General features: G+C 33.8%; 27 protein-coding genes and 1 pseudogene. 25 read left to right on the top strand and 3 right to left on the bottom strand.

All coding sequences use genetic code 11. The features are described from left to right. Positions 1–7: 7 nt before the first annotated feature. From COL05_RS08365 to COL05_RS08245, 25 genes and pseudogenes are all read left to right on the top strand, one after another. Positions 8–1045, top strand: coding sequence for a Gfo/Idh/MocA family protein (locus tag COL05_RS08365; RefSeq protein WP_483861165.1), 1038 nt, complete (start codon positions 8–10; stop codon positions 1043–1045). Further along, positions 1046–2014, top strand: a complete 969-nt coding sequence (locus tag COL05_RS08360; RefSeq protein ID WP_098668260.1) for a sugar phosphate isomerase/epimerase family protein — start codon at positions 1046–1048, stop codon at positions 2012–2014. It begins immediately after the preceding gene. Between the two features lie 260 nt (positions 2015–2274). After that, positions 2275–2562: a hypothetical protein gene (locus tag COL05_RS08355; RefSeq protein ID WP_180233432.1), complete on the top strand. Its 288-nt coding sequence runs from the start codon at positions 2275–2277 to the stop codon at positions 2560–2562. A 438-nt stretch (positions 2563–3000) separates the two neighbouring features. Then, positions 3001–3273, top strand: a complete 273-nt coding sequence (locus COL05_RS08350; RefSeq protein ID WP_098668259.1) for a hypothetical protein — start codon at positions 3001–3003, stop codon at positions 3271–3273. 17 nt (positions 3274–3290) lie between these two features. Continuing rightward, positions 3291–3515 (top strand): hypothetical protein, encoded by a 225-nt coding sequence (locus COL05_RS08345; RefSeq protein ID WP_098668258.1) that lies wholly within the window; start codon positions 3291–3293, stop codon positions 3513–3515. Positions 3516–3777: 262 nt separating this feature from the next. Continuing rightward, positions 3778–4062, top strand: a complete 285-nt coding sequence (locus COL05_RS08340) for a hypothetical protein (protein ID WP_098202228.1) — start codon at positions 3778–3780, stop codon at positions 4060–4062. Between the two features lie 68 nt (positions 4063–4130). Next, a pseudogene (locus COL05_RS08335) lies at positions 4131–4316 on the top strand (hypothetical protein); the annotation flags it as partial. Between the two features lie 314 nt (positions 4317–4630). Then, a complete protein-coding gene (locus tag COL05_RS08330; protein ID WP_098668256.1) occupies positions 4631–5005 on the top strand; it encodes a hypothetical protein in 375 nt (124 codons plus the stop codon). Positions 5006–5048: 43 nt separating this feature from the next. Further along, positions 5049–5897 (top strand): Rad52/Rad22 family DNA repair protein, encoded by an 849-nt coding sequence (locus COL05_RS08325; RefSeq protein WP_098668255.1) that lies wholly within the window; start codon positions 5049–5051, stop codon positions 5895–5897. An 80-nt stretch (positions 5898–5977) separates the two neighbouring features. After that, positions 5978–7090, top strand: coding sequence for a DNA polymerase III subunit beta (gene dnaN, locus COL05_RS08320; protein WP_098668254.1), 1113 nt, complete (start codon positions 5978–5980; stop codon positions 7088–7090). A 12-nt stretch (positions 7091–7102) separates the two neighbouring features. Next, the gene (locus tag COL05_RS08315) at positions 7103–7432 is read left to right on the top strand and encodes a hypothetical protein (protein ID WP_098668253.1); all 330 of its coding nucleotides are present in this window, start codon (positions 7103–7105) and stop codon (positions 7430–7432) included. Then, on the top strand, positions 7416–7973 hold the full coding sequence (locus COL05_RS08310) for a hypothetical protein (protein ID WP_098668252.1): 558 nt from the start codon (positions 7416–7418) through the stop codon (positions 7971–7973). The genes COL05_RS08315 and COL05_RS08310 overlap by 17 nt, the downstream gene beginning before the upstream one ends. Continuing rightward, positions 7970–8782, top strand: a complete 813-nt coding sequence (locus COL05_RS08305) for a hypothetical protein (RefSeq protein ID WP_098668251.1) — start codon at positions 7970–7972, stop codon at positions 8780–8782. Before COL05_RS08310 ends, COL05_RS08305 begins: the two co-directional genes overlap by 4 nt. Positions 8783–8798: 16 nt before the next feature. Beyond that, on the top strand, positions 8799–9620 hold the full coding sequence (locus COL05_RS08300) for a hypothetical protein (RefSeq protein WP_098668250.1): 822 nt from the start codon (positions 8799–8801) through the stop codon (positions 9618–9620). Continuing rightward, the gene (locus COL05_RS08295) at positions 9598–10242 is read left to right on the top strand and encodes a hypothetical protein (protein WP_098668249.1); all 645 of its coding nucleotides are present in this window, start codon (positions 9598–9600) and stop codon (positions 10240–10242) included. Before COL05_RS08300 ends, COL05_RS08295 begins: the two co-directional genes overlap by 23 nt. A 49-nt stretch (positions 10243–10291) precedes the next feature. After that, positions 10292–11257, top strand: coding sequence for an MPN domain-containing protein (locus COL05_RS08290; RefSeq protein WP_098668248.1), 966 nt, complete (start codon positions 10292–10294; stop codon positions 11255–11257). A gap of 51 nt (positions 11258–11308) precedes the next feature. Further along, entirely contained in the window at positions 11309–11710 is a 402-nt protein-coding gene (locus COL05_RS08285) for a hypothetical protein (protein WP_098668247.1), read from the top strand. Between the two features lie 12 nt (positions 11711–11722). Continuing rightward, complete coding sequence (locus COL05_RS08280; RefSeq protein ID WP_098668246.1) at positions 11723–12571, top strand: ThiF family adenylyltransferase; 849 nt, start codon at positions 11723–11725, stop codon at positions 12569–12571. A gap of 19 nt (positions 12572–12590) precedes the next feature. After that, positions 12591–12962, top strand: coding sequence for a hypothetical protein (locus tag COL05_RS08275; RefSeq protein WP_098668245.1), 372 nt, complete (start codon positions 12591–12593; stop codon positions 12960–12962). A gap of 21 nt (positions 12963–12983) precedes the next feature. Continuing rightward, positions 12984–13370 (top strand): nucleotidyltransferase domain-containing protein, encoded by a 387-nt coding sequence (locus tag COL05_RS08270; protein ID WP_000282354.1) that lies wholly within the window; start codon positions 12984–12986, stop codon positions 13368–13370. Then, positions 13357–13770 (top strand): HEPN domain-containing protein, encoded by a 414-nt coding sequence (locus COL05_RS08265; protein ID WP_098668244.1) that lies wholly within the window; start codon positions 13357–13359, stop codon positions 13768–13770. The genes COL05_RS08270 and COL05_RS08265 overlap by 14 nt, the downstream gene beginning before the upstream one ends. Positions 13771–13892: 122 nt before the next feature. Continuing rightward, complete coding sequence (locus COL05_RS08260) at positions 13893–15665, top strand: phosphoadenosine phosphosulfate reductase domain-containing protein (protein WP_098668243.1); 1773 nt, start codon at positions 13893–13895, stop codon at positions 15663–15665. A 119-nt stretch (positions 15666–15784) separates the two neighbouring features. Then, positions 15785–16213, top strand: coding sequence for a hypothetical protein (locus COL05_RS08255; RefSeq protein ID WP_098668242.1), 429 nt, complete (start codon positions 15785–15787; stop codon positions 16211–16213). Positions 16214–16358: 145 nt separating this feature from the next. Next, positions 16359–16538: a hypothetical protein gene (locus tag COL05_RS08250; protein ID WP_098668241.1), complete on the top strand. Its 180-nt coding sequence runs from the start codon at positions 16359–16361 to the stop codon at positions 16536–16538. A gap of 374 nt (positions 16539–16912) precedes the next feature. Beyond that, a complete protein-coding gene (locus COL05_RS08245) occupies positions 16913–17665 on the top strand; it encodes a MerR family transcriptional regulator (RefSeq protein ID WP_306475308.1) in 753 nt (250 codons plus the stop codon). Between the two features lie 534 nt (positions 17666–18199). Here the strand turns inward: COL05_RS08245 and COL05_RS08240 are convergent. From COL05_RS08240 to COL05_RS08230, 3 genes are all read right to left on the bottom strand, one after another. Further along, positions 18200–19147: a tyrosine-type recombinase/integrase gene (locus COL05_RS08240; protein ID WP_098668239.1), complete on the bottom strand. Its 948-nt coding sequence runs from the start codon at positions 19145–19147 to the stop codon at positions 18200–18202. Positions 19148–19174: 27 nt separating this feature from the next. Then, positions 19175–19342, bottom strand: coding sequence for a hypothetical protein (locus COL05_RS31205; protein ID WP_180233431.1), 168 nt, complete (start codon positions 19340–19342; stop codon positions 19175–19177). 943 nt (positions 19343–20285) lie between these two features. Further along, complete coding sequence (locus tag COL05_RS08230) at positions 20286–21995, bottom strand: hypothetical protein (RefSeq protein ID WP_098668238.1); 1710 nt, start codon at positions 21993–21995, stop codon at positions 20286–20288. Positions 21996–22791: the final 796 nt, after the last annotated feature.

Below are 22791 nucleotides of genomic sequence, written 5' to 3'. Positions count from 1 at the left end.
TGAAGACATGAAGAAACTACGCATTGGAATAATAGGGACCGGAGGAATTGCAAAAGGTCGCCATATCCCTGCATTTGTAAAGTTACATGAATATTGTACGATTACGGCTATACATGATAGAAACATAGAACGCGCAAAACAAACCGCTAAAACATATAACATTCCTTATGTATTTGAAACGTATGAGGAAGTCTTTAAAGAAGTTGATGCTGTTTGTATTTGTACACCAAATAAGTTTCATGCTGAGATTTCTATCGCAGCATTACAAGCAGGGAAACATGTATTATGTGAAAAACCAATGGCTTTAACAGCGACAGAATGTGAACAAATGATAGAATCTGCCAAAAACAGCGGTAAAAAACTTGCTATCGCTTATCATTATCGCTATATGAAGGAGTCACAAGTTGCAAAAAAAATGATGATAGATGAGATTGGAACGCCTCTTGTTGTTCGTGTAAAGGCACTCCGTCGCCGAAAAGTGCCAGGATGGGGCGTTTTCACAAATAAAGAATTACAAGGTGGGGGAAGTTTAATAGATTACGGCTGTCATCTTCTTGATTTAGCACTATGGTTAATTGGAAATCCAAAACAAACAGAAGTCATTGGTAGTGTCTATAATGCAGTTAGTAAGCTACAAAATCAAATAAACATGTGGGGGAAATATGATTATAAAACATTTGAAGTTGATGATCATGTTACCGCATACATAAAATTTAAAAATGGAGCATCATTAATATTTGAAACTTCTTGGGCAGCAAATATTAAAAATGATGAAGAACAAGTAAGTATCTCCGGAGTAAACGGTGGAATGAATGTTTTTCCACTTGAATTATATACAACAAAACATAATATGCTATTAAATAGTGAACCTATTTGGATAGGATCTAACAGTGATCCTGGAATTTTGCAAGCTGAAAACTTTATAAAAGCTTGCTTATACGACGAAAAATTAATTGTAAAACCTGAGGAATCGCTGCAAGTATCACAAATTATTGATGCAATTTACGAGAGTAGTAACACACATGTAGAAAGGATGGGAAGATAAATGAAATTAGGAGTATTTACAACACTTTTTTCTCATATGGAGTTTGAAGAAATGCTAGATTATGTACAAGCAGCTGGTTTGCATGCTGTAGAAATTGGTACAGGATGTTATCCTGGAGGATCGCACTGTAACTTAGATTTATTATTAGAAAGCGAACAAGTCAGAAGCACATATATAGAACATATACAAAAAAGAGATTTAATCGTTAGCGCTTTTAGTTGTCACGGAAATCCTTTATCCCCGGATACTGCTTTTGCAAAAAAATCCCATGAAACATTGTTAAAAACCATTCAACTCGCTTCACTACTAGACGTACCTGTTGTGAATTGTTTTTCAGGTGTAGCAGGTGACCATGAAAACGCAAAATACCCGAATTGGCCTGTTGCACCATGGCCAAATGAATACAACGATATTTTAAAATGGCAATGGGAAGAAAAGCTCATTCCTTATTGGAAACAAGTTGGTGAATTTGCAAAAGAACATGGTGTGAAAATTGGTTTAGAACTTCACGGTGGTTTCTTAGTACATACGCCATATACATTACTAAAACTACGTCAAGAGACATGCAATGCAATAGGTGCTAACTTAGACCCTAGCCATTTATGGTGGCAAGGAATTGACCCTATCGCTGCTATTAGGTTATTAATGAAAGAAAATGCAATTTATCACTTTCATGCAAAAGACACTTACATTGATCAAGAAAATGTGAATATGTATGGTTTAACAGACATGCAGCCCTACGGTAAAGTGAAAACAAGAGCTTGGACGTTCCGTTCTGTTGGTTGTGGCCATAGCTTAGATGAATGGTCGCAAATAATGAGTGTACTTCGTACATATGGATATGATTATGTTGTAAGTATTGAACACGAAGATCCACTCATGTCTATTCAAGAAGGATTTAAACGTGCCACAAAGAATCTTCAATCTATTTTAATTGAGGAAAATCCTTCACAGATGTGGTGGGTGTAACTTTGTTTAAAAAGAAAGGAGTAACATTTTATCAGAGAAGCTATTCGTAAAAGAATATGAGCTTCTCTTTTTTTTAGAAATGTTTAAAAAAGGACGCCCTATACCAAAAAAACTTAAGAAAACTAATAATCCTGTATCTACCTCTATACAAAGTACGGATTTTACGAAATAATATTCTTTGACACCTTTATACAGAAAAAAACAATATATATAAATATTTTTATTTCGCGTAAAGGAATATATAAGAAAGGGGTAACATATTGTTACGTATACAAAGAGGCTACATGTACGATCCAGATGATAATGAGGTCATTGTGAACGAAATTTTCTACAAAGCTGCATCCGAACAAAAGCTAGGAAGTAAAATGAGTGTGTTTGCTGCAGACAAGCTACCTACTTCCATTTTTGAAAAGATCCAAGAAAACGAAAGTATGTCTTATATGGAAAGTATGGAAGTAGAAGAAGAAACTATTCAAGAAATACTTTGCCATTTAACCCAAAATCAAAAGCCAGAAAAGCTATATTTTGAACTGCAGTACATGAAGTAACATCAAGAACTGAAAATAAGAAGGGATTTTTAGTAGGGAAAACAAGAGCACTATTCTTCAATACATATAATAACTACATAGAAGGTCCCTTCTTATCTTCATTCTATTAAAAACAATTGAATATCATATAAAAATAGATTAATATAAACGTATATTTATTGTTTAATTGATTCCGTTTATTCCCACACCTTATTGTGTTGTGGTTGAGTTGTAGAAGCAAGTTGCGTCTTGTTTCATTTATGAGAGGGCTTCTTTGAGCCGATTATTGTATATAGCTTATTTTGCTATGTACATATTTAATCGACTTAAAGAAGCCCTTTTTGTGTTGTCTTTAAGTTAGGAACTACGTGTATTAGACCATCTAGGCTAAACGAATAATAAGAGTGATTAATGCACAATTATAAGGTGCTTTTTTCTATATCTAAGGGGGAAGTAAAAATGAAATTTTATGAGGTTAGTTATGGAGAAAGACTTGCTATAAAAATTATTGCAGCCAATAGTCCATATGAAGCAGTAGGATTTTATTTAATGGAAGCGCAAAGTGATTATGGTGAAGTGGAGTACGTTAATATTAAACAATTAGGTTTGCGTGAGCGGGTAAAGGTAGATTATGGACATATAGCAATCTATGATACCGTCGAAGAAATTTATCATCGTCAAAAAATTGTAGATTTTCCATGTGTTATAGCAAATTTACTACCAAAAATTTAATAAAGCAGGTGTATATTATGAATGTTGAAAAAGAACTAAAAGAGATTTTACATTGTAAACAACTTATGAGGGATATGTTCTCTTTATCAATTGAGAGAATTGAATATTTAGGTAAAGGAACAGTTTATATGTATTTTGCAGTAGTTTCAGAGCATGAACCGAATGTTTTCTATCGTATAGATAAAGATCTTGATACATTTAGGTTTGAAAAAGACTCCTGGGTCTATGCTATTACACTGTAAAAAAAAACGAATTTAGAGAATGTCGAATATTAAAAGCGGTAAGAAATTACTACCAAATCCAGGGCTTTATTATATCCTACTTTTGTTAAGAATTTCTGAACTCTCCGTTTTTAAGAACAATTCATAAAAGAGACATAGTACAGTAGATATAGAATGGAATGCAACTATAGAAAATATGAGATTTATATATAGGTAAGGAACTTGTTGCAATGCTAAAAGCACAAGGAATTAGAAAATGTAAACCTGAGAGGAGCACTACAATATGATTACAGTTAACCGAGGATATATGTATGATCCAGATGATAATGAGGTCTTAATTACCGAAATTTATTATGAAGCTGCTACAGATACTAAATTAGGAAGTAAAATGGATAGCTTATCTTACTCAGCCATTCCTAATGAGATTAAAGAAAAAATAGAAGCAGCTGCTTCATTATCCTATATGGAAAGCATTGAGATGCCTCAGCCATTAGCTGGCGTATATCAAAATGAAATTAGCATATATGGAAAACCAGAAAAATTATACTTTGAGTTAACTAGTATATAAGAGGGAAAAAAGACATTGGACGTATCTGTTCAATGTCTTTTTTATTAGTTTGTAGAGGAGAATATAAAATGAATAGTGTAACTGAAATAGAAACAAGTCTTTGGACAATTTGTGTAGGGGATATTTTTAGCAATGGTCGTATGCCGTACCATCTAAAAGTTGTAAAAATTGAAGTAGAAGATTTGACGAAACCAGACGATGCGAAGATATATAGTATACCTGTTCATCCTAAAAATCATCGAAGATGGATGAAAGAGTGATACGGTTGTTTCACTCTTTTTTACTTGCATTAAAAATAAAGATAGTTTAATATACGGATATATTTATTGTTTAATTGATTCCGTTTATTCCCACACCTTTTTTGTGTTGTGGTTGAGTTGTAGAAGCAAGTTGCGTCTTGTTTCATTTATGAAAGGGCTTCTTTGAGCCGATTAGTGTATATATAGCTTATTTTGCTATGCACATTTTTAATCGACTTGAAGAAGCCCTTTTTGTGTTGTCTTCAAGTTTGGAGTTATTGTATAGCCAGCACTTTAGGCAATTATTTTATTAATTAGGGGGAAACATCATGAATTTAGTCATTGAAAAATCACAAGGTAAATTACAAAATGATGCTCATTTACATGACATTATTGAAGAAATTAAAGAACTAGCTAATCCTTGTTGGATCAGTTCTGTATCAATGCTGCAAGCGCACAATCAAAACTTCAATACGAAAGCTACGACATTTAAGGATATTACCATTTCTGATTTAAGAGATTTGAAAGTAAGCTTAAGTCTCATTTATGCAGCAAGGAATATCAGTTGTAAAAGTATAGAAGATTTGAATAAGCGCCTATCCATTCAATCAGGAAAAGATATTACTTCCTATGAGGATTGGCTGCTACATGAAAACAGAGGAATTATATGTGAAATGATTGATGAATTTCGAAAGAAAGAGTGAAAACACCCAGATTCGAAATAACAAGTAATACAGGAGGATTATTATGACGAATATAATGGAAAGTTTACAAGCTGAATTTCCATTCGAACAATTAGGGTGGAAAATTACACATACATTTGAAAGCCAAGGTCGTTTTTTTGCATATGTAGCTCCATTTGTTGACGCACGTGCCATTCAGGACCGATTTGATGAAGTCTTTGGTATTGATAAATGGCAAGTGTCTTATGAAAAATGGGGTGAGAAGGCAACAAAATGTACCATTTCAGTGTTTTTGAATGAACGTTGGATATCAAAAGAGGATGGAAGTGAAGAATCTGATTACAATGCTGTAAAAGGTGGATTTTCCAATAGCTTAAAAAGGGCAGCAGTCCTTTGGGGTGTGGGAAGATATTTATATAATATAAAACCACATAAAGTAGAGCTTACTACAAATAGTAAGGGGAAAAATGATATCTATGTTTCTTACCAGAAGAAAGGGTATTATTTCACACCACCTACTATGTTACAGCAAAAAAATAAACAAGGAAGTTTACAGAAGGAACAATCGAATGGCCAACCAAGTCTAGGATTATTAATTCAAAAGATCCAAGAACTTGCAAAGCCATTAAACATCGCCTCTAGGGATATTCTACTTGCCTATAATCACAATTATAATGCGCAAGCGAGAACATTTGAGGATACAACAATTGGTGGTTTAGAAGGAATGATAACTAGTTTACAGTTGATTCACGAAGCAAAGAATATTCGTCCTGGAAATGAGAAACAGCTTAACCGTTGGTTATCTGCTCTTATACCTGGTGATATTACGACCTTTAGAGAATGGTTACTTCAAGAACATACAGAAGCCATTCATCAACTCATAGAACAGTTAAAAAAACAACAAAGTGCGTAAAGCTTTGTTTTATAGCAGGAAAACGAATGAACAGGATATGAGGTCTGTTCTTTTTTTATTACTTTTTGGAGGGATTTATTATGAAATTTACTATTAACCGTACATTATTTATCGAAAAATTAGAGAAAGCTAGTGCTAATGTAGACGTGAAAAACCCAATGCCCGCATTACAAGGTGTTTTATTAAATTGTAATCAACAGGGAATGATTCTAATGGGTTCAGACGGTACAGAAACAGTAACATTAGTAACTCGCTTTAACGTAAACAGTGGGGATTGTACTGAACCGGGCAAGGTGCTTTTTGCAGCTGCTCCGGTACTTAAAACGATTAAGAAATTCAAAAGTGAATTCATCGGTCTTGAACATAAAAATAATGAGCTGAAAATTGTAGAAAGTATGAAGAAACAGTTTAGCTTTTGTACCATGGATCATGAAGAATATCCTGAAATCAAAATTGAAGCAGGGGAAGACTGGATTTCACTTTCGCAAGAACAATTTATATCAATGGCCAACGGAACATTACATGCTATTCCTGCAATGGATACACGTAAGATCCTAACAGGTGTGAACTTAAAATCAGTTGATGATAAGTTCTTTAGTATAGCAACTGATGCTCACCGTTTAGCCCGTTTACATTTTGATTGTACAAAGATCACTATCGCAAAAGATGGTGAAGTCGTGTTACCAATTAAGTCTCTTAAAACAGCTCTTAAGCTCTTTAATCGTGAAACAAATTTACAATTAAAGCTCATTAGTGATACACAGCTGTTAATCCGTGGCGAAAGTATTATCTATCAGTCTAGATTACTAGCTGGTACATATCCTGATACGGCACGTATGGTACCCGACGAATTTAAAAGTGAAATACAACTATCACGTGAAGAATTTAAAAACACGTTGGAGCAGCTTTCAGCATTTTCTTCCTTAATCGTGCTTACGTCAGAAGGAAAAGAAAGCATCCATCTTAAACCACAAAATTCTCAAGTAGGTACTGCAAGTGTAGAAATTCCATGTAATCAAGTAGAAGCATTTACATTGGCTTGTAATGTGGAATATCTGCTGCAAGCACTACAAACGATAACTTCTGAAACAATCGCGATAAAAATGATTAGTAATCAGAGACCTATCGTTGTAGTGGGAGCAGAGGATACAACTCACTCTAATCTGCAGTTAATTCTACCGGTTCGCGTGTAAGGGGGCATCCAAATGAGTATGAATCACAGTGACTTCTTTGACTTTTTACAGTCAAAAGAAGTCCTTCCTAATAATCAAGAACTTCGTCAATCCTTTGAATCGATTATAAATGGATTTATTGCGAACGAAATGCCTGATTTAGAAAACATACCATTAGAACATATAGATGAATTTGAAAAGCAATTTGAACAGCTACGGCATTATGTCACGTTTTATAGTGGAAATTCATTTCGTATAAGTGGTCCAGATTGTGTATTAAAAGAAATGCTACATTTACATCTTTTCACTGAACAACTAGAAGATGTAGAAAAGCAGGGGCTAGAAGATGAGATATTTATTTAATCAAGGAAATGAAATGAAAGTATACATTCGGATACTACGTATACAAAAATTAATTCGTAAATATAACACCCCATTCTTAATCAATATCAATGATTTTCACAGGGACAAGTTGCATATCACAAGTGAACTATTATTCGAGTCGCTTGCGCGTTTTAACGAGCAAACACGTATATTTTGTCACTTTGCCTTTGGAACTGAAGAAGACCTGTTAGATGGGACGTTATTTAGCTCAGAAGACATGTATTTGAATTTTGCTTCAGATATTAGTTCTATGGCTGCGGAAGGATGTTACTTCGATACAGCTGGTTACTATTTATGTATAGGCTCGGAACATATAACACAATCTGATTTTCAATTCGTGTTACATGAATTTTCGTTTAACACCTATCAAAGTGAAGCGTATCCCAGTCATATTTTGATTGAATTTCTAGAGGATGGTTATGAACAGTACTCATTTGATGAATGGGTACTTTCTTATTATGAAATTATAATCCGTCTTGCAGCAATGATTCGAGAAAAGACGAAGGGGAACCAGGTATGAAATTATTATTTACATACAATCACCAGAAAGTAAGAAAGTATCTACTTTCGTTAAAAATGCAAAAGAATGCTCACTTACTGCATGGATTACTTGCAGATAAGAAGCATGAAGAAGAAATCTATATATTAGATTGTTTAGAGCACTCAAGAGAAATAGACTTTAGTAAGATTTCAGAACGATCCATTCAACAAGTAATGGCTACTGTTTCTTATTTAGAGGAAGACTCCAATTTCCCAATTGATTTAATTGATTCGAAAACCTTACTTGAAATAATTATGATTGCGGAAAAATCTTTAGATACTGATCTTTCCTGCTTCTATACATCGCATTTGTATCTTATGGAGATATTTATGCGTATGTATAGATTGGGTATTCCTGTAAAAGATTATTACCCAACTTATTTAGAACAAGATAATTTCGAAGAATACGATTGTGAGGATTCATTTAAAAGCTGGGGTGATGACTTACTTCGAGATATGAAATTACATCACGAAGAGGTAGATAGCGACGATAAAGATACCTTAATCAAATATTCGAATCTATTTCATATATCCATGGATGAGATAAACCGAATTGTTGAGAATGCATGGAGTCCAATTGGTGAAATGCTCTCTAATATCAAGATAGAGGAGCAAAGTTTCTTTCATTCAATCCAGAATCAGTTTGATATACGTATGCTTTACCAAGCTGAAGAGGAAAAACTTTACCTTTTCTATGATGATGATACATATTTTCCAGCAATTAAACGAATTGAGATGTTACTTCGTATCTTTGAAGAGATACAGTTAACAAAAAATATAGCAAGTTAGTACAGAGGACCTAAAAATGAAGAAATTATTTAGCTATTCATCTAATGTAGCGATGTCAAACTACTTATTATCACTTAAGTTAAACAAAACTTATAGCATCGTAAGTTGGGAACAAATTAAACAAAGATATCAAGAGGAAATATATATATTAGAAAGCCTTTCTAAAGATATAGAAATAGATTTCAACAAAATCTCTCATGGAGCAATTGGTAAAATCCTTACTTGTGTGGATTTTCTAGATGAAAACCAAACAATAAGGTGGGAGGACATAGAATCAACAGATACGATTGTCATCTTCTTACTTTCCATGAACCTATTAAACATAAATCTATCTAAATTTTATTCATGTCAATTTCATTTCTTACGTTACTTTAAAAGCATGCATGCGCTTTCGATTGATGTAACACAGTATTCTCCCTCGTATTTAGAACGAGAGAATATCTATGAATTAGACCATGAAGAAGGATTTATAGAATTGGGTACGGACATGATCGAAGAGATGGGCTTAGAAGCTTTTCCAATTGATGAAGAAGAGTATGAAAAGCTCTCTACACTATTCGACATACCATTAAAGGAAATACAGGAAGCAGCAGAGGACACATGGGGTGCTATAGCTGAAACAATAGACGGCATATCACCGAAGCATAAAGAAAAAATTTCTAAATTACTAGATTGTTATCCAGTGCAGCATTCTTATCAAATTGATGAAGAATCTCTGTATCTCTATTATGGCCAAGAACCATTATACGGACCATATAAATTTGAGATGTTACTAGATTTAGTGGAAACAATCTATACGCAGGGGGACATAACAAATGAAGACAGTAGCAATATTTGATGCTTTAGAGCCAAAAGGAATTGTAACCATTCAGCAATTTAACAACGAATTATCACGTGGAGAAACTGCCGTTACTTTTAAGGACTTTTATTTAGCTTTAAAAGAAGTTATGGAGCAGGGTACACAAGATAATACTCATTACTCTAGTGGCGTACTCCCAAAAGGTTGTATAAAACACGAGGTGTTATCTAAGAGTGGAGATAAACAAGCTGTTTGGATTGAAGTACCAAAGGCTCAGTGGGATATTCATTTTTTTGAACGACCGTTTCAACAAGTAGGCTTTCCACGTCTATTATTTCGTTATACGGTGTACCAAAAACGAGTTACGAATATCTCTGTCTTTGCTGTAAAAGAAGACATGGAGTTAGAAGAAGGAAGGAAGTTATATCAATTCCCTTACTCTAATGTTCATGCTAATGGATCTGTATGTACGGGAAGAGTTGTGATTCCTGAATTTCGGACTTTAAAAGATTTAGAAACATTTCATGTTTTATTCTTTGCAAGTTCATTCAACCATGACCTTACACATACTCACACGGAACCAGTAGGAGAGTTATTTAAACGATTTGAAAACCAAAGTTTTGATGATTCCATTCTAATAGAATCAGAAATTACCTTTTAATAAATAGCAGGACTATATAAAAGCAAACATACTAGGAGGATTTTTTATTATGACAGACTTATTCGGTTTTTTTGATATGGAAAAACAAGTAGAGGAAACAACAGTACCAGTGAAAAAAGCTGCTTCAGAGCAAGCCACTGCTAAGAAGGAAGAGAAAAAGGAAAAAGCAAAAGATAAGACAAAGAGTAGTAAAAAAGCTAAGGCTACAAAAGCTACAGATTGTCTAGATAAAATCAATACAACAACGGTTGTTCGTCATGTAGTATTTGGAGATATACTGTTAGTAGATTGGTTTACAGAAGAAGAAATTACACATGGAATTGCCGTTCAGAATGGAGATTCCACAGATGTAAGAAAAATAGAAGCAGAGGACATTCGCGTAAAATTAGAGCAACGTTATCCCTCGTTTGTTAAAGGCTTAACTGTCATTAAATTTGATGAGGATACAAATGCACTACTTCCGATTTTAACTGTCGGCGCAAAAGGGGCAAGTATTGTAGAGGGACAATCCATTTCAGATTGTCCTTTTTCTTTTCTTAGTTCTTGGCGGGATCACTTTTTACCTGGAGATTTTATTCCGAGAACTCTATTAATGGACTTTATTATTATTGCACAGGCCATTTCTCGTAAATGTGATTGCGAATTACATGCTGATATCTATTTCAATAAGGAACGTGGTTATTTTATGGACTTTCCACACCAGCAGGTATCAACTGAAATTGTAATTCCAGAAACGAATATAGAGATGCAGTCTATCGCTATGAAAGTTATGGAGATACACAGTCATCATCGTTTCTCAGCTGAGCCAAGTAAATTAGATGATCAGAGTGAACGAGCTCCTATTCTTTATGCAATTGTTGGCAGAATAGAGGATGTTTTCCCTGACCTACGTGTACGCACTTGTATAGATGGAGAATTTCATTCTATTAACCCTAACTTTATATTTGCAGGAGAATATGCAACGGAAGGGATAAGCCAAAATTACGATTTAAGTAGGATCACACTTTTAAAATAAATACACAAGGGGGGCGTAGAAGAGACATATTTTTATGTCTCTTTCTTTATTATGACAACATTAAAAACAATTCACGTTTCAATGTTTACAAAGATAAAGCATTACATGTTAGTTCTTACAAAGAATAAACAAACAATAGAGGAATCACATGATGACTATAAACTATTTCAATTTATGTGCAAGTTAGAGATGAATCACATATATGAAGCATTAGAAGGACAGAGGAAGAATACTCATATTGATTTAAACACACATCAAGAATATGTAGATACGCTTGTTGTGCAGTTGAATTTACTTCAATATGTTGTAGGCATTGTGCAAGAGGAAGGAGTCATTTATGCTGCATCGATACTAGTGATGCATTCATTTGACTTGTATACCGTGCATAGGATGACAAATTTATCGATTTCATTTCTACGAAATTTAAAGAATACACTATCAAAAGAAAACTAGGGGGCTATAAAAATGAGTATTGTTATTGATATTGCAGAAGGAAAGAAGATTGTACCACATATTGTATTAATAGGTGCTGGAGGAAACGGAGGATTAATTTTACAACATATTGCTCAAATGATGAGTATTTTCCAATTAAACGGTGAAATAGTAGTTGCCGATCCGGATATCGTAGAAACCAAAAATCTTGGAAATCAACTCTTTATTCGACCTGATGTTGGTAAATACAAAGCAGAAGTACTGGCTCGTCGATATAAAGCTGGCTATAACGTTCCTATCTCTTCCTTTACGTCACAGTACATAGAAGACATAGAAACAATGCAGCAGTTGTTTGGTAATAAATATGATTTATTAAAAAAACAACATAAAGACGACTACTTGTATCTGCCAATTGTAATTGGGGCAGTAGATAATATGTTTTCTCGTGAGGTCTTTCATCAATTCTTCCATCAATCGGATAATCTTCTTTACATTGATGTAGGGAATACAGCTGTAACCGTTCCTGATAATTGGAGAGAAGTAAATAAAAGACATTGGACACCTCAACAAATAGCTGATTATAAAAACAGTGGTTATAACGGACAAGCAGTATGTGGAGTTAAATTGAATGGCGAGGTCATTCTTTCACCGCTTGGTGATTTATTTCCGGATGCTTTTACGAAAAAGGAAACGGCTCCGAGTCAATTAAGTTGTTCCGAATTAGCTGCTTCAGAACCACAGCGCGTTATTACTAATAAGTTCGCTGCCATGACTGTTGCTCAATTCGTCAACGAATTCTTTGATGAAGGTACCGTATCGAATCACTATATCATTTTCCAAGCTCAAAAGGCTTTTATGAAAGCTGCACCAATTGAGGGGTAATGATATAGGAGGGGACAACATGAGAGTGTATCAATTAGATTCCACTCAATTACAACACAGTTTAACACCAACAAACATGTGTAATGGTGTTCTACAATACTACCAATATAAACAGTATACCGTTGTATCTGTACTTGATTTATCAAAGCAAGATTCCGAAATGATACCATTGCTTCTGGCTTGTTTAGCAGAGGCTTTGATACATTTCAATCCGGATTCTTTTTTAGCGAAGGATGAATCTAGCATTTTATATTGGTGTAGAAAGAACTTTAAAGGATTTCATAGGATCTCTGACGATGGATTTCTACAAGATTTCAAGCTGATATACGAATGTTATCAAGCATTGCAGAACGTTGGGAAACAAGAGAAAAATATAAAAATAAATATGTAATAGCAAGGGGAAGGGAAACGTATGTATAATATACTTAAGCGTCAATTTAATTACATTATCCGAGGGGTGATTCGGATTAACGAAGAGGTACAAAGGGAATTGGACCTATTGGTGCAAAAGATTTGTGAAACTGTGTCTTCTGTCCAAAAAATCATCCTTTTTGGTTCTCATGCATATGGTACACCAAATGAAGACAGTGATTTTGATCTCTGTATTGTTGTGGAAGGTGTAGGAGAAAGAAAAAGGGAAGTCATTAATCGTATCAATTGGGGGATTTACGATGTAATGGAAACGCCAGTTGATATTTTAGTGTATGGTCCAGAAGAGTTTCAAGAACGTGCTAGCCGTAATGTAACTATGGAACATAAGATTGCACTAGAAGGGACGGTCCTATATGAAAAATATTGAGGATCTAAAAGAGTGGGTATTCATTGCAAAATCTGATTTAGATTCTGCTAGTTACTTAACTCACATGAAACCTTTCCCTACTGCAATTATTTGTTATCATAGTCAACAATGTGTGGAAAAACTTCTAAAAGGGTTTCTTGCACTAAACGGTAGAACAGTCCCAAAAACTCATAACCTTTTAATGCTGCACAAATCTTGTCGGAAATTAGATGAGGAATTCTCATTGATTTTAGAACAGTGCGTGCAGCTGAATGGTTATGCTACAGACATTCGTTATCCGTATTTTGAAGCACTTACTGTTCAAGATGGATTAATCGCTATACAACATGCTCAAAAAGTAATGAGTTTTTTTATGGAAAAGTTAAACAAGTTGAATATACATGAAATCACGGTTGATTAAAAATAGAGGATATACATAAAAGAGAGTGCCTATTAAAGGGACTCTCTTTTTCTATCTAAAAAAAGAGGAGGAATGCTCCACGGCAGTATGAAATGATACTTTGCTATGGGGATAACAATATAATGATGGATATATATAAAGAAATTAAAGAGGAAATGAAAAAAGTCTATTTATCTCGAGATTGTTGTTTTGTAGGTTACAGTGGGGGAAAAGATAGTTCTGCCATGTTGACGTTACTATGGGATGCAATTGCCGAGCTACCAATAGAGGAACGTACAAATCCAATTCATATCTTAACTTCCGAAGTTGGAGTAGAAACACCTGCTATGACGGCTTATATCTCACGGACATTACAAAAGATCCAGGAAAGTGCAAATGAGCAAAACCTACCATTTGTCGTCCATGGTGTGCAACCACTTATGAAAGAATCATATTGGTATAAGGTAATAGGCAGAGGCGTTTTACCTCCGAGCGGAAACAGTAGATTAAGATGGTGTACCGACTCTCTCAAGGTCAAACCGATGCAGCGAAAGATGAAAGAAATCTTATTAGCATCTCAAACTACTACTGCAGTAGAATGCTTTGATGAATATGATGGTGTGCTTATGCTGGCCGTTCGTAATGAAGAGAGCGCGCGAAGAAGACATAGTATTCAAAAGCATGAGATAAGTAATGATTCCTTATTTTCACGTCATAATGACATGAAGAATATCCTCTGCTTTAATCCAGTTAAATTTTTAACCGGTGATGAAGTATGGATGTTACTTTTAGATAGAGAAATACTGCCTTTTGGTGTGGACGTGGAAGAAATGAGCATACAGTATGGACAAGCTATGTTTGAATGTGGCATAAAAACAGGTGGGAAACAGCAGGGAAATGCTTGTGGAGCTGCAAACTCACGTAGTGGATGTTGGACTTGCTTAATGATGAATGGTGAGGATAAAATGCTAACCCAGCTAATAAGTGAGGGGTATACGGACTATGCTTATCTACAATCCTGGAAAAGCTTCTTACGTTCCATTAGAAACGATATTCGTTATCGGAATGTAATGAATAGGCGCAGTCTACAAACACTCCTTAGAAACGAAAATAAAAGGGATTCAGACTTATTTTCAATTCATTATCATGCTGAATACGACTATATTATGTTTGATCGCACAGAAAAAGGAGATTATGCACCAGGAGGACTTACAGTAGAAGGTCGAAGAATGCTTTTAGAGTATTTACTTTTTACGCAGCAAGAGATGAATACGATTCTTATATCTGAAGAAGAGATCGAAGCTATTCTTCAAGCTTGGTATGAAACAGATGAAATTAGAGTATATCGAGATGAATTGGAACCTGTATACCACGCATATCTAGGTGAATTGGTTTTCAAGCCCGATTGTACAATAAATGAGGAAAAAACAACGTCACCGTTTCCCGTATTTTTTGTAGAAATAGATATTCATCTAGGAAAGCAGGAACTATTTCGTTGGATTAAAGAACGGCAAAGAATTACACACCGAAGCTTTTTCTTCTTTCCTTCCAATTATTCAAATGAAGTAGCAAAATTAACTTGGAACAAGCTAACCTTTGTTGTATCTAGAGTTGATGTAACAGAAGCAAGAGACGCTGAACGAATTGTCCGTCATTGGTTAGGGATGGATATGTACCATGGAAAGAAAAACGAACAACATAAACAAATGCTTATTCAGATCTTAATTCAATCCATGAAGAATGAACAATTGTTTAAAGAAGATGAAAAAGCTAGTACGAAGCTTTTGTATGCTGCAGAGTTTACAAATAGACTTTCTAGATTAATAGAAACAGATGAAATGCTATCCGAAGAGACAAACCATCTCTTTGCAAAAGTACTTAAGAAATTAGGAAACGAGTCATTTCCAATAGATTAATATATAAATGGGAGATATATTTAAAGAGAGTACCATTAAAATAGGTACTTTCTTTAAATTAAAAGTAAGAAGATACAATGTATCAATTAATATATAGAAAATATAGGGGATGAATAATTATGCGCCTATACATATTAGAAATTACTACGGAACATAAAATTAGTTTTATTAATGCGACATCAATAGAAAAGGCCATAGAAGCATTTAAAAGGATATATAAACATTATGAAGAACAAGTACCATTTTACGTTAGAGAGATACATCCGAGTGAAAAAATCATAATGGATACAATAAGCGGTGAAATACATTGCATAGGAGACAATAGCGTTCTAAAGAAATGTTTGGAGAATCTTATGCACCTATATACTCCAATTGATTGGGTTCCTACACTTTTACTATATCAAGATGTAAAAGCTGATCCGGTTTCGTTTACTATACATAAGGCATGCCTTATAAAAGGAAATCCTGAATATAACGAGGTTGGGATGGATGTTTGGAAAAGCGCTCTCCAGGTATCGTTAGTGTACGGAGATAATAAAGTTGTTTAATTTACAATAAAGTCGTTTAAAAACAAATAAAGTTGTTTGAAAAGCTAGAGTGAAATTGGTTTTTTATTCCACCTCTTATTATGTTTTTGTATAATAAAAGTATCAATATTTCGATATTCATTAAGTGTAATTAGGAGGGATTTTATTGGAAAATAAAAAATGTGAGAAATGTGGAAACAATGAATTTACAGAAGCTACAGATTATATACCTGTCAAGCCAAGTAAAAGCTCATTTAAAAGTTCTAATAAGATTTACACATTTTGTTTGAATTGTGGGGAAGTGGATTCAATTCGTATAGAAAATACAACGATTTTCAAAAAGTAAGAGGCTATTCTTAACGATTCGCCTTCCGTAATTAAACCACTGTATTATCTCTAAAAAATCATAGAATGGAAGAAATACTAGGGTTTTTAAATGTCTTTAGTAACCATCTATCAGTCATTTTTGATAGATGGTTACTGTATTTCTAGATACAAAATTAAACAACTTTATTATTTTCACACAAAAGCTGTTAAATAACAATAAAGATGGTTAAAAACGCAAATTATCTTATTCCATTAAACGACCATATTTTTTAAGAATCAAGGCAAGAAAACTTAATTAAAAAGGCTATATGATCTACAAAAACATATAGCCTTTTTTAGTGTTGACTCTTACCTTAGAGGATACTTTAGTATAAAGAGCATGGAAAGGAGGAAATAGAGCTGTATACCGTTAATGAAGTTGCAAAACTATCCCATACAACAGTAAAGACGTTACACCATTATCACAAGATAGGTCTTTTGATTCCAGAGCAAACGACAGAAGCTGGATATCGTTTATACGGAAAAAAGGATTTAGAACGACTACAGCATATTCTTTTTTACAAAGCGCTGGATTTTCCTCTTAAGGAAATTAAACAATTATTAGATGGTAATATCGACAGAGAGAATACGTTGATTAAGCAAAGGGATTTACTAGAGCAAAAGATCAATCAATTTAAAGAACTAATTGATACGATCAATTTCTCCATCAAAAATACTAAAGAAGGAGTCGATTTAGATATGGCATCAATGTTTAGGGGTTTTAAAACTGAAGGAGAATGGCAAGAAGCATTAAAGGGTCAAAACGAACATTTGAAAAAAGAATATGATTTTGATTTGACGAATCAAACTATTGATGTAGAATCAATGAATGATTCTGCCATTGAAGCAAAATCATTTAATGAAGATATGATTAAATTCTTACAAGAAGGTGTCTCCGCAAACGACCCAAAGGTTTTCGAACGGGTGAAAAAACATCTATCCTTTTTAGAAAAAGATGGTCATCCATCTACACCATACGATTTCTTAAATCAAACTGAGCTATTTATTGTAGACGATTTTCACAGAAACATGTTTGAACAATGGCAAGTAGGTTACACTTATTTTCTAAACAAAGTGGCATCTAACTATTTGTCAAGTCAACAATAATGGTGATAACGAGTAAATAAATTAGAATATTTCCTTCTTCCATAAAAAGACGAGATCGCGGTATAAAGAATGAATTTTTAAACAATTTTATTATTACACCCATTAGTTCCTAATCAGTGATTGTACAAGAAATTAAACAACTTTAAAGAGCCTTGCTACAATAAAATGTGCAAGGCTCTTATGTATTTCATAACAAAATTCAATAACTTTATTATCGCTTTACAGTTAGATGACCACTGAGAGGTTTGGAATGCCCTAAAGACATTTTTACACATCCAGGTACTTTCTGTATTCGAATTAGAACAAGTAATCAAAGTTAATGAAATAAGGTGATAATAATGGAATTCGAAGAACTTATACAGTTTGTAGAAGAAAATAAGCAAGAGCATTTTCAAGATATAATCAGTCAGAACGAAGCTGCAATTAAAAAGATAGATGAGGAAAAGTAAGAAGTAATCAAAGAAAAGTACATTAATAAGAAGACGTATTCTATTTATAGAACACGTCTTCTTATTTTAGTATGGTTAATATAGGTCACTGTAAATATTGATAATATCTTTTTAAAGATATTTTAGTTTTGAACCCCATCCTACTTACCAACTCATCTTCAGTTAATCCTTGCTTAATTAGACGGAGAATAAAAGTGTTTCTCATCTGCTGTGCAGAGATACGCCTATTTAACTCCGCACGTTTCACTTCAAGTCGTATCATCTTTTGTATAGCAACTTCAGACAAAGCCTTTGGTGCATCATTTTCGTACACCCATCGATACGTACCTCGATTAAAATCAAATGCCACAAATAGGGGATTATCTGTGTGTTGTCGAGGCCTTACGGGGTCCGGAATAGTCGTATAATACTTGTAAAGCTGCTGCTTATCTTCCATAGTTAAAGAGACAGACCTCGTTGCTCCATTTTCTTCAGGTACAATTAAGGTATTTGTAGCAAACTGTATATGGCTCATATTAAGCGATACAAGCTCTTGTAAAGACAAACCGTAGTTTACTATTAAATTAATTATACAAGCGTTTCTATCCATGATTAGAGGCCGATATTTAGCTTGTCTTTCTGTTAACCCCTTTGTGGATAGAACAGTTTGTTTTAAAAGCATTTCTTCTAATTCGGTAATAAAATCATTTTCATCTAGTGATTGATCCGGAATTAAAGAGAGAGGAATACCATCCAATGGACTAACTATACCTAAAAACATGTGTAACTTCTTTAAAACCACCCATATTCTGTGTCTTGTTTTCTGAGAATATTTACGCTTGTTTTCTAACTCAGAGAAATACTTCTGATAGTCCGCTTCAGAAAGTTGACTCCATGATTTGATATGTAGAAGTTTCTCATTTGTTCTTAGCCACTTATAAAAATCTTTAATATCGTAAGTATAACGTTCAATCGTGGATTGTTTCCGTCCTTTTTCTGTTAAATAAGCAGAAAAGGCTGCTAATGTTTCTTCTAAATTAATGTTTTTGTTCATTATAATCACCTAATTTCTTAGGAATTATTATAACAGAAAATAAGGGAAATACCTGCTACCGCCCTTTGCTACGCACGGTTGCTGGCATCTCCAAAAAGGCACTACAAAAACTAATCCCCAAAAAACTCCTTTGAAAAATCCAATCTCGTTATAGTTATTCATCTCTATGTAAGTCGTATCTTTTAGTACAGTCATGTTTGATCCTCCTAATGTAAAATTGTTTATTAAAATGAAAAAAGGACAAACCTCGCCTTGGTAGGGATACGTAGGTTTGTCCTTTTGTATGTGGGTAATGATATGTTTAATTAACATTATTATAACGGCATTTATAAATATTTCCAATTAGGTCAGACATCTTATTAACAATCATACTATTAATAATAAAATCTATTATAAATATATATCTTATATATTAAAAAGAAATAAAGATAAAACTATTATAGGTTATCAAAAATAGGGGAAAGATCTACTCCCACAAGGGAAAATTTGATGTTAGAACGTAAAAAATCATAAATAGTAGAAAATGTATCCAGAAATTCAATGATTATTAGACTATCAATTCTACAAAAAAGCATAAAGGGAATCACATGTTTCTACATGAAATCAGAAAGAAATTGATACAAATTACTTTATATTTATCCAACTATGGAAATAGACTTTAATTTCTTTATTTTGTTAAATATAGCAGTATCTAGCGTTCAATTACCCACATTTTATCCAGATTAGGCTGCTATTTTTTAACATTACTCAGTATTTCCACATAACTCACATTATTATTGATGATTTTTATTAGATATATTCAACGACACTAGTATTCTCAAGGCTATTGGGAAAATATTATTCACATTTGATTATATTTGTCCTCATATCCACTGTTTTTATAATTTTCTTTCTGATTTTTTGTAGGTATTATGGGATAGGTTTTACTACATAAGAAGAATACTCCCTAGCGTTGTGTGGAGAATTATGTATAGGTAGAAGAGAATTTGTATAGAAGTGCATAAAAAAAGACTTCATTTTACATGAAGTCCTTCTGATTTGGTATTTATGAATAAAGTAGTAGAAAAGGATTGTTAATGAAACAAAAACGAATAGCCCTCTATTTTCGATTTTTTCAAAAATAGAGAGCTCGTTGCTATTATTTTATTTCCATTGCGGTTAGCACCTGACCTGGAGTTGTTATTGTTATACCAGCACGTACTAAATGTTCGAAGGTACGCATAAACTCTAGTAAATTAAACTGCTTTGGTAGCTCAATCACACGAAGTTTTTCTTGTGGCAGCTTATCAATAGCCTCGATAAACCATTCGCGCACATCACTTGGAATCGTGCGTTCTTTATGACCACGAACTTTTAGCTTTTCACGCATTTCAATTTCTAAAGCGATATATGCATGGAGATTCACACCTTGATCGTATGCATATTTTCTAAATAACGTTTCTTCCTGGTATTTTAGATAATTACGGTGATAAGACTCTTCCGTCACTGGTACAGCAAACTTCTGCTTCAGTAGTGCATGCACATTTTTAAACATCTTCTTAATGTTATGAAGAGAGTACATAGAGTAATGTAGACCAAAATTAAAGACAGCTTGCTCACGGTCACTATTTCTCTCTTTTGGTATATGTTGCGCAATAAGAGGGTAGATACCTTCTTTCGCAGCTGCATCAAGGATTTGATATTGAGATGTTTGATGTAATAGTTTTTTCAATGTATATACAATTTTTGTTGGATATCCTTCTTTTCTATCAATCATGTCACGAAGTCCGCGAATTACACTACGGATTTGACGATGACACGTATGCTTTAATACATGAATGAATTTATTCATGTCTGCAGACAGTTCACCGATATTCATCTCTTGTAGAACTGCTTCGATAAATTTCGCCTTACGAGCATAGGTAGCTTTTGGTGTAAATGGATCCCTGTGTTGTTCTTCTCCAGCTTCTTTCGAGCATAAGAAGTCCGAATGGATAGATAGATATAAAGTTGTATATCGTTTTGTATGTTTTACCCCTTTTTGCATTTTGCAAATTTTGAATAGGGGATTCCCCGTACATGGTAATGCCGTTGTTAATTCGTCGATAACGGCACGGATTTGATGCGGATATTTTTTATGTAAGAAACGATACATCCCACCGAAGTGAGTTTTGTTGCCTCTTTCGTCCTGCTTGTCCAATGAACGCTTTAATGTTGTTTCTGTATGTTGTTGCATGGCGATGTCTAAGAATAGTTTCTTAGCCGCTACAGATAGCTTAAAGAAAGCCTTTGTAAATACAACGGGACTAATATATACGTATGGATTTGCTTTTTCTGTTTCCTCATTCATAAAATGAGGAAGTTTGATTGTATATCGGCCATCTATGCCATTTTCGATAGAGATTATGTTATGTATGCTTAATTTCTTTAATGCAATATAGAATTGAGAGTGTTGGATATAAGCAAATTCTTCTTTGTATTGCTTGTAATCTTCCCACATCATATGTATTGTTACATTAGGAATGACACCATTAGTAAAGCATTTTTTATGTAGGTATAAGAACACTTCAAGATCTGCATTCGTAATACCGTATAATTTATGTTTTCTTCCGGTTTTTTCTGCAATTGCAGACATTGCGCGACGTGAAAAAGATGGCTTGGCTTTTTCGACAAAGCCTTCTACGTCAGCAATACGTTCTTCGTATGTCATGTGCTGCAGAATATCTTCTAAATATGTATCTTTATAGCTGTAGTATTTCTCCTCAAATGTTTCCACAAATTTTTGCCAAGATTTTATGGTTACTAGCACAGCATTGGTTGTTTCTCCATTTAAACTACGTTGATTTCGTATTACAAATGATTTCCCCATCTTTTTCACCTCCGTTCTACAAATTCAGAAATATATGCCAAAAGACTATAAAATATTCCAATTTTGATTATAGCAAAATGAAAATTGCTGAAATGTGCTCCTTTAAGAAGAAAAATAGCAACTTGCAACAGCTTATAAAGCTAGTCGTATCAAGGGTTAAGAGAATTTCTTAATTTTTTTTTGTGTTAAGGATACCGCAAACGTGTTGCAAGTTGGTTATATGTATATGAATAAGCAGAAAAAGCATCTAAACCCTTGATATATAAGGGATTAGAGTGAAAATGGTAGGGGAGTTAGGGAAAGGATACCGCAAACGTGTTGCAAGTTGGTTAGCAGGATCATTAATAATGAATTGCAATGATTACCCTTGATATAAAAGGTTTTTTGGCACTTATAGATTGAAAGTAGGGAAAGGATACCGCAAACAGTGTTGCATCTTGGGTGAAAAATAAGGGTATGAATACCGCAAACGTGTTGCAAGTTGAAGGATACATAAAGGATTAAGTAAAAAACCTTTAAACCCTTGGTATATAAAGGATTAGATAAAAAGTGGTAGGAAAGTTAGGGAAAGGATACCGCAAACATGTTGCATTTTATGTATGTAACTTACTCAAAATATAAGAAAAATAGCTTGAAAATTTTAAAATTACTAGGTTGAAAAATAAATTATACTGTTGCAAGTTGAAAGAAATAGGGAAAGGATACTGCAAACGTGTTGCAAGTTGATGAGTTAAGGAAAGCAAAGCGCAAAAGAAATGCAAGTAAAGAAGAAATAGGGAAGAGAAAAGGCAACCAT

Origin of the sequence: Bacillus sp. AFS059628, from assembly GCF_002571225.1 — a bacterium.
GTDB lineage: Bacteria > Bacillota > Bacilli > Bacillales > Bacillaceae_G > Bacillus_A.
The sequence above is the reverse complement of the archived record's forward strand: the minus strand, read 5'-3'. Positions and strand labels throughout refer to the sequence as shown.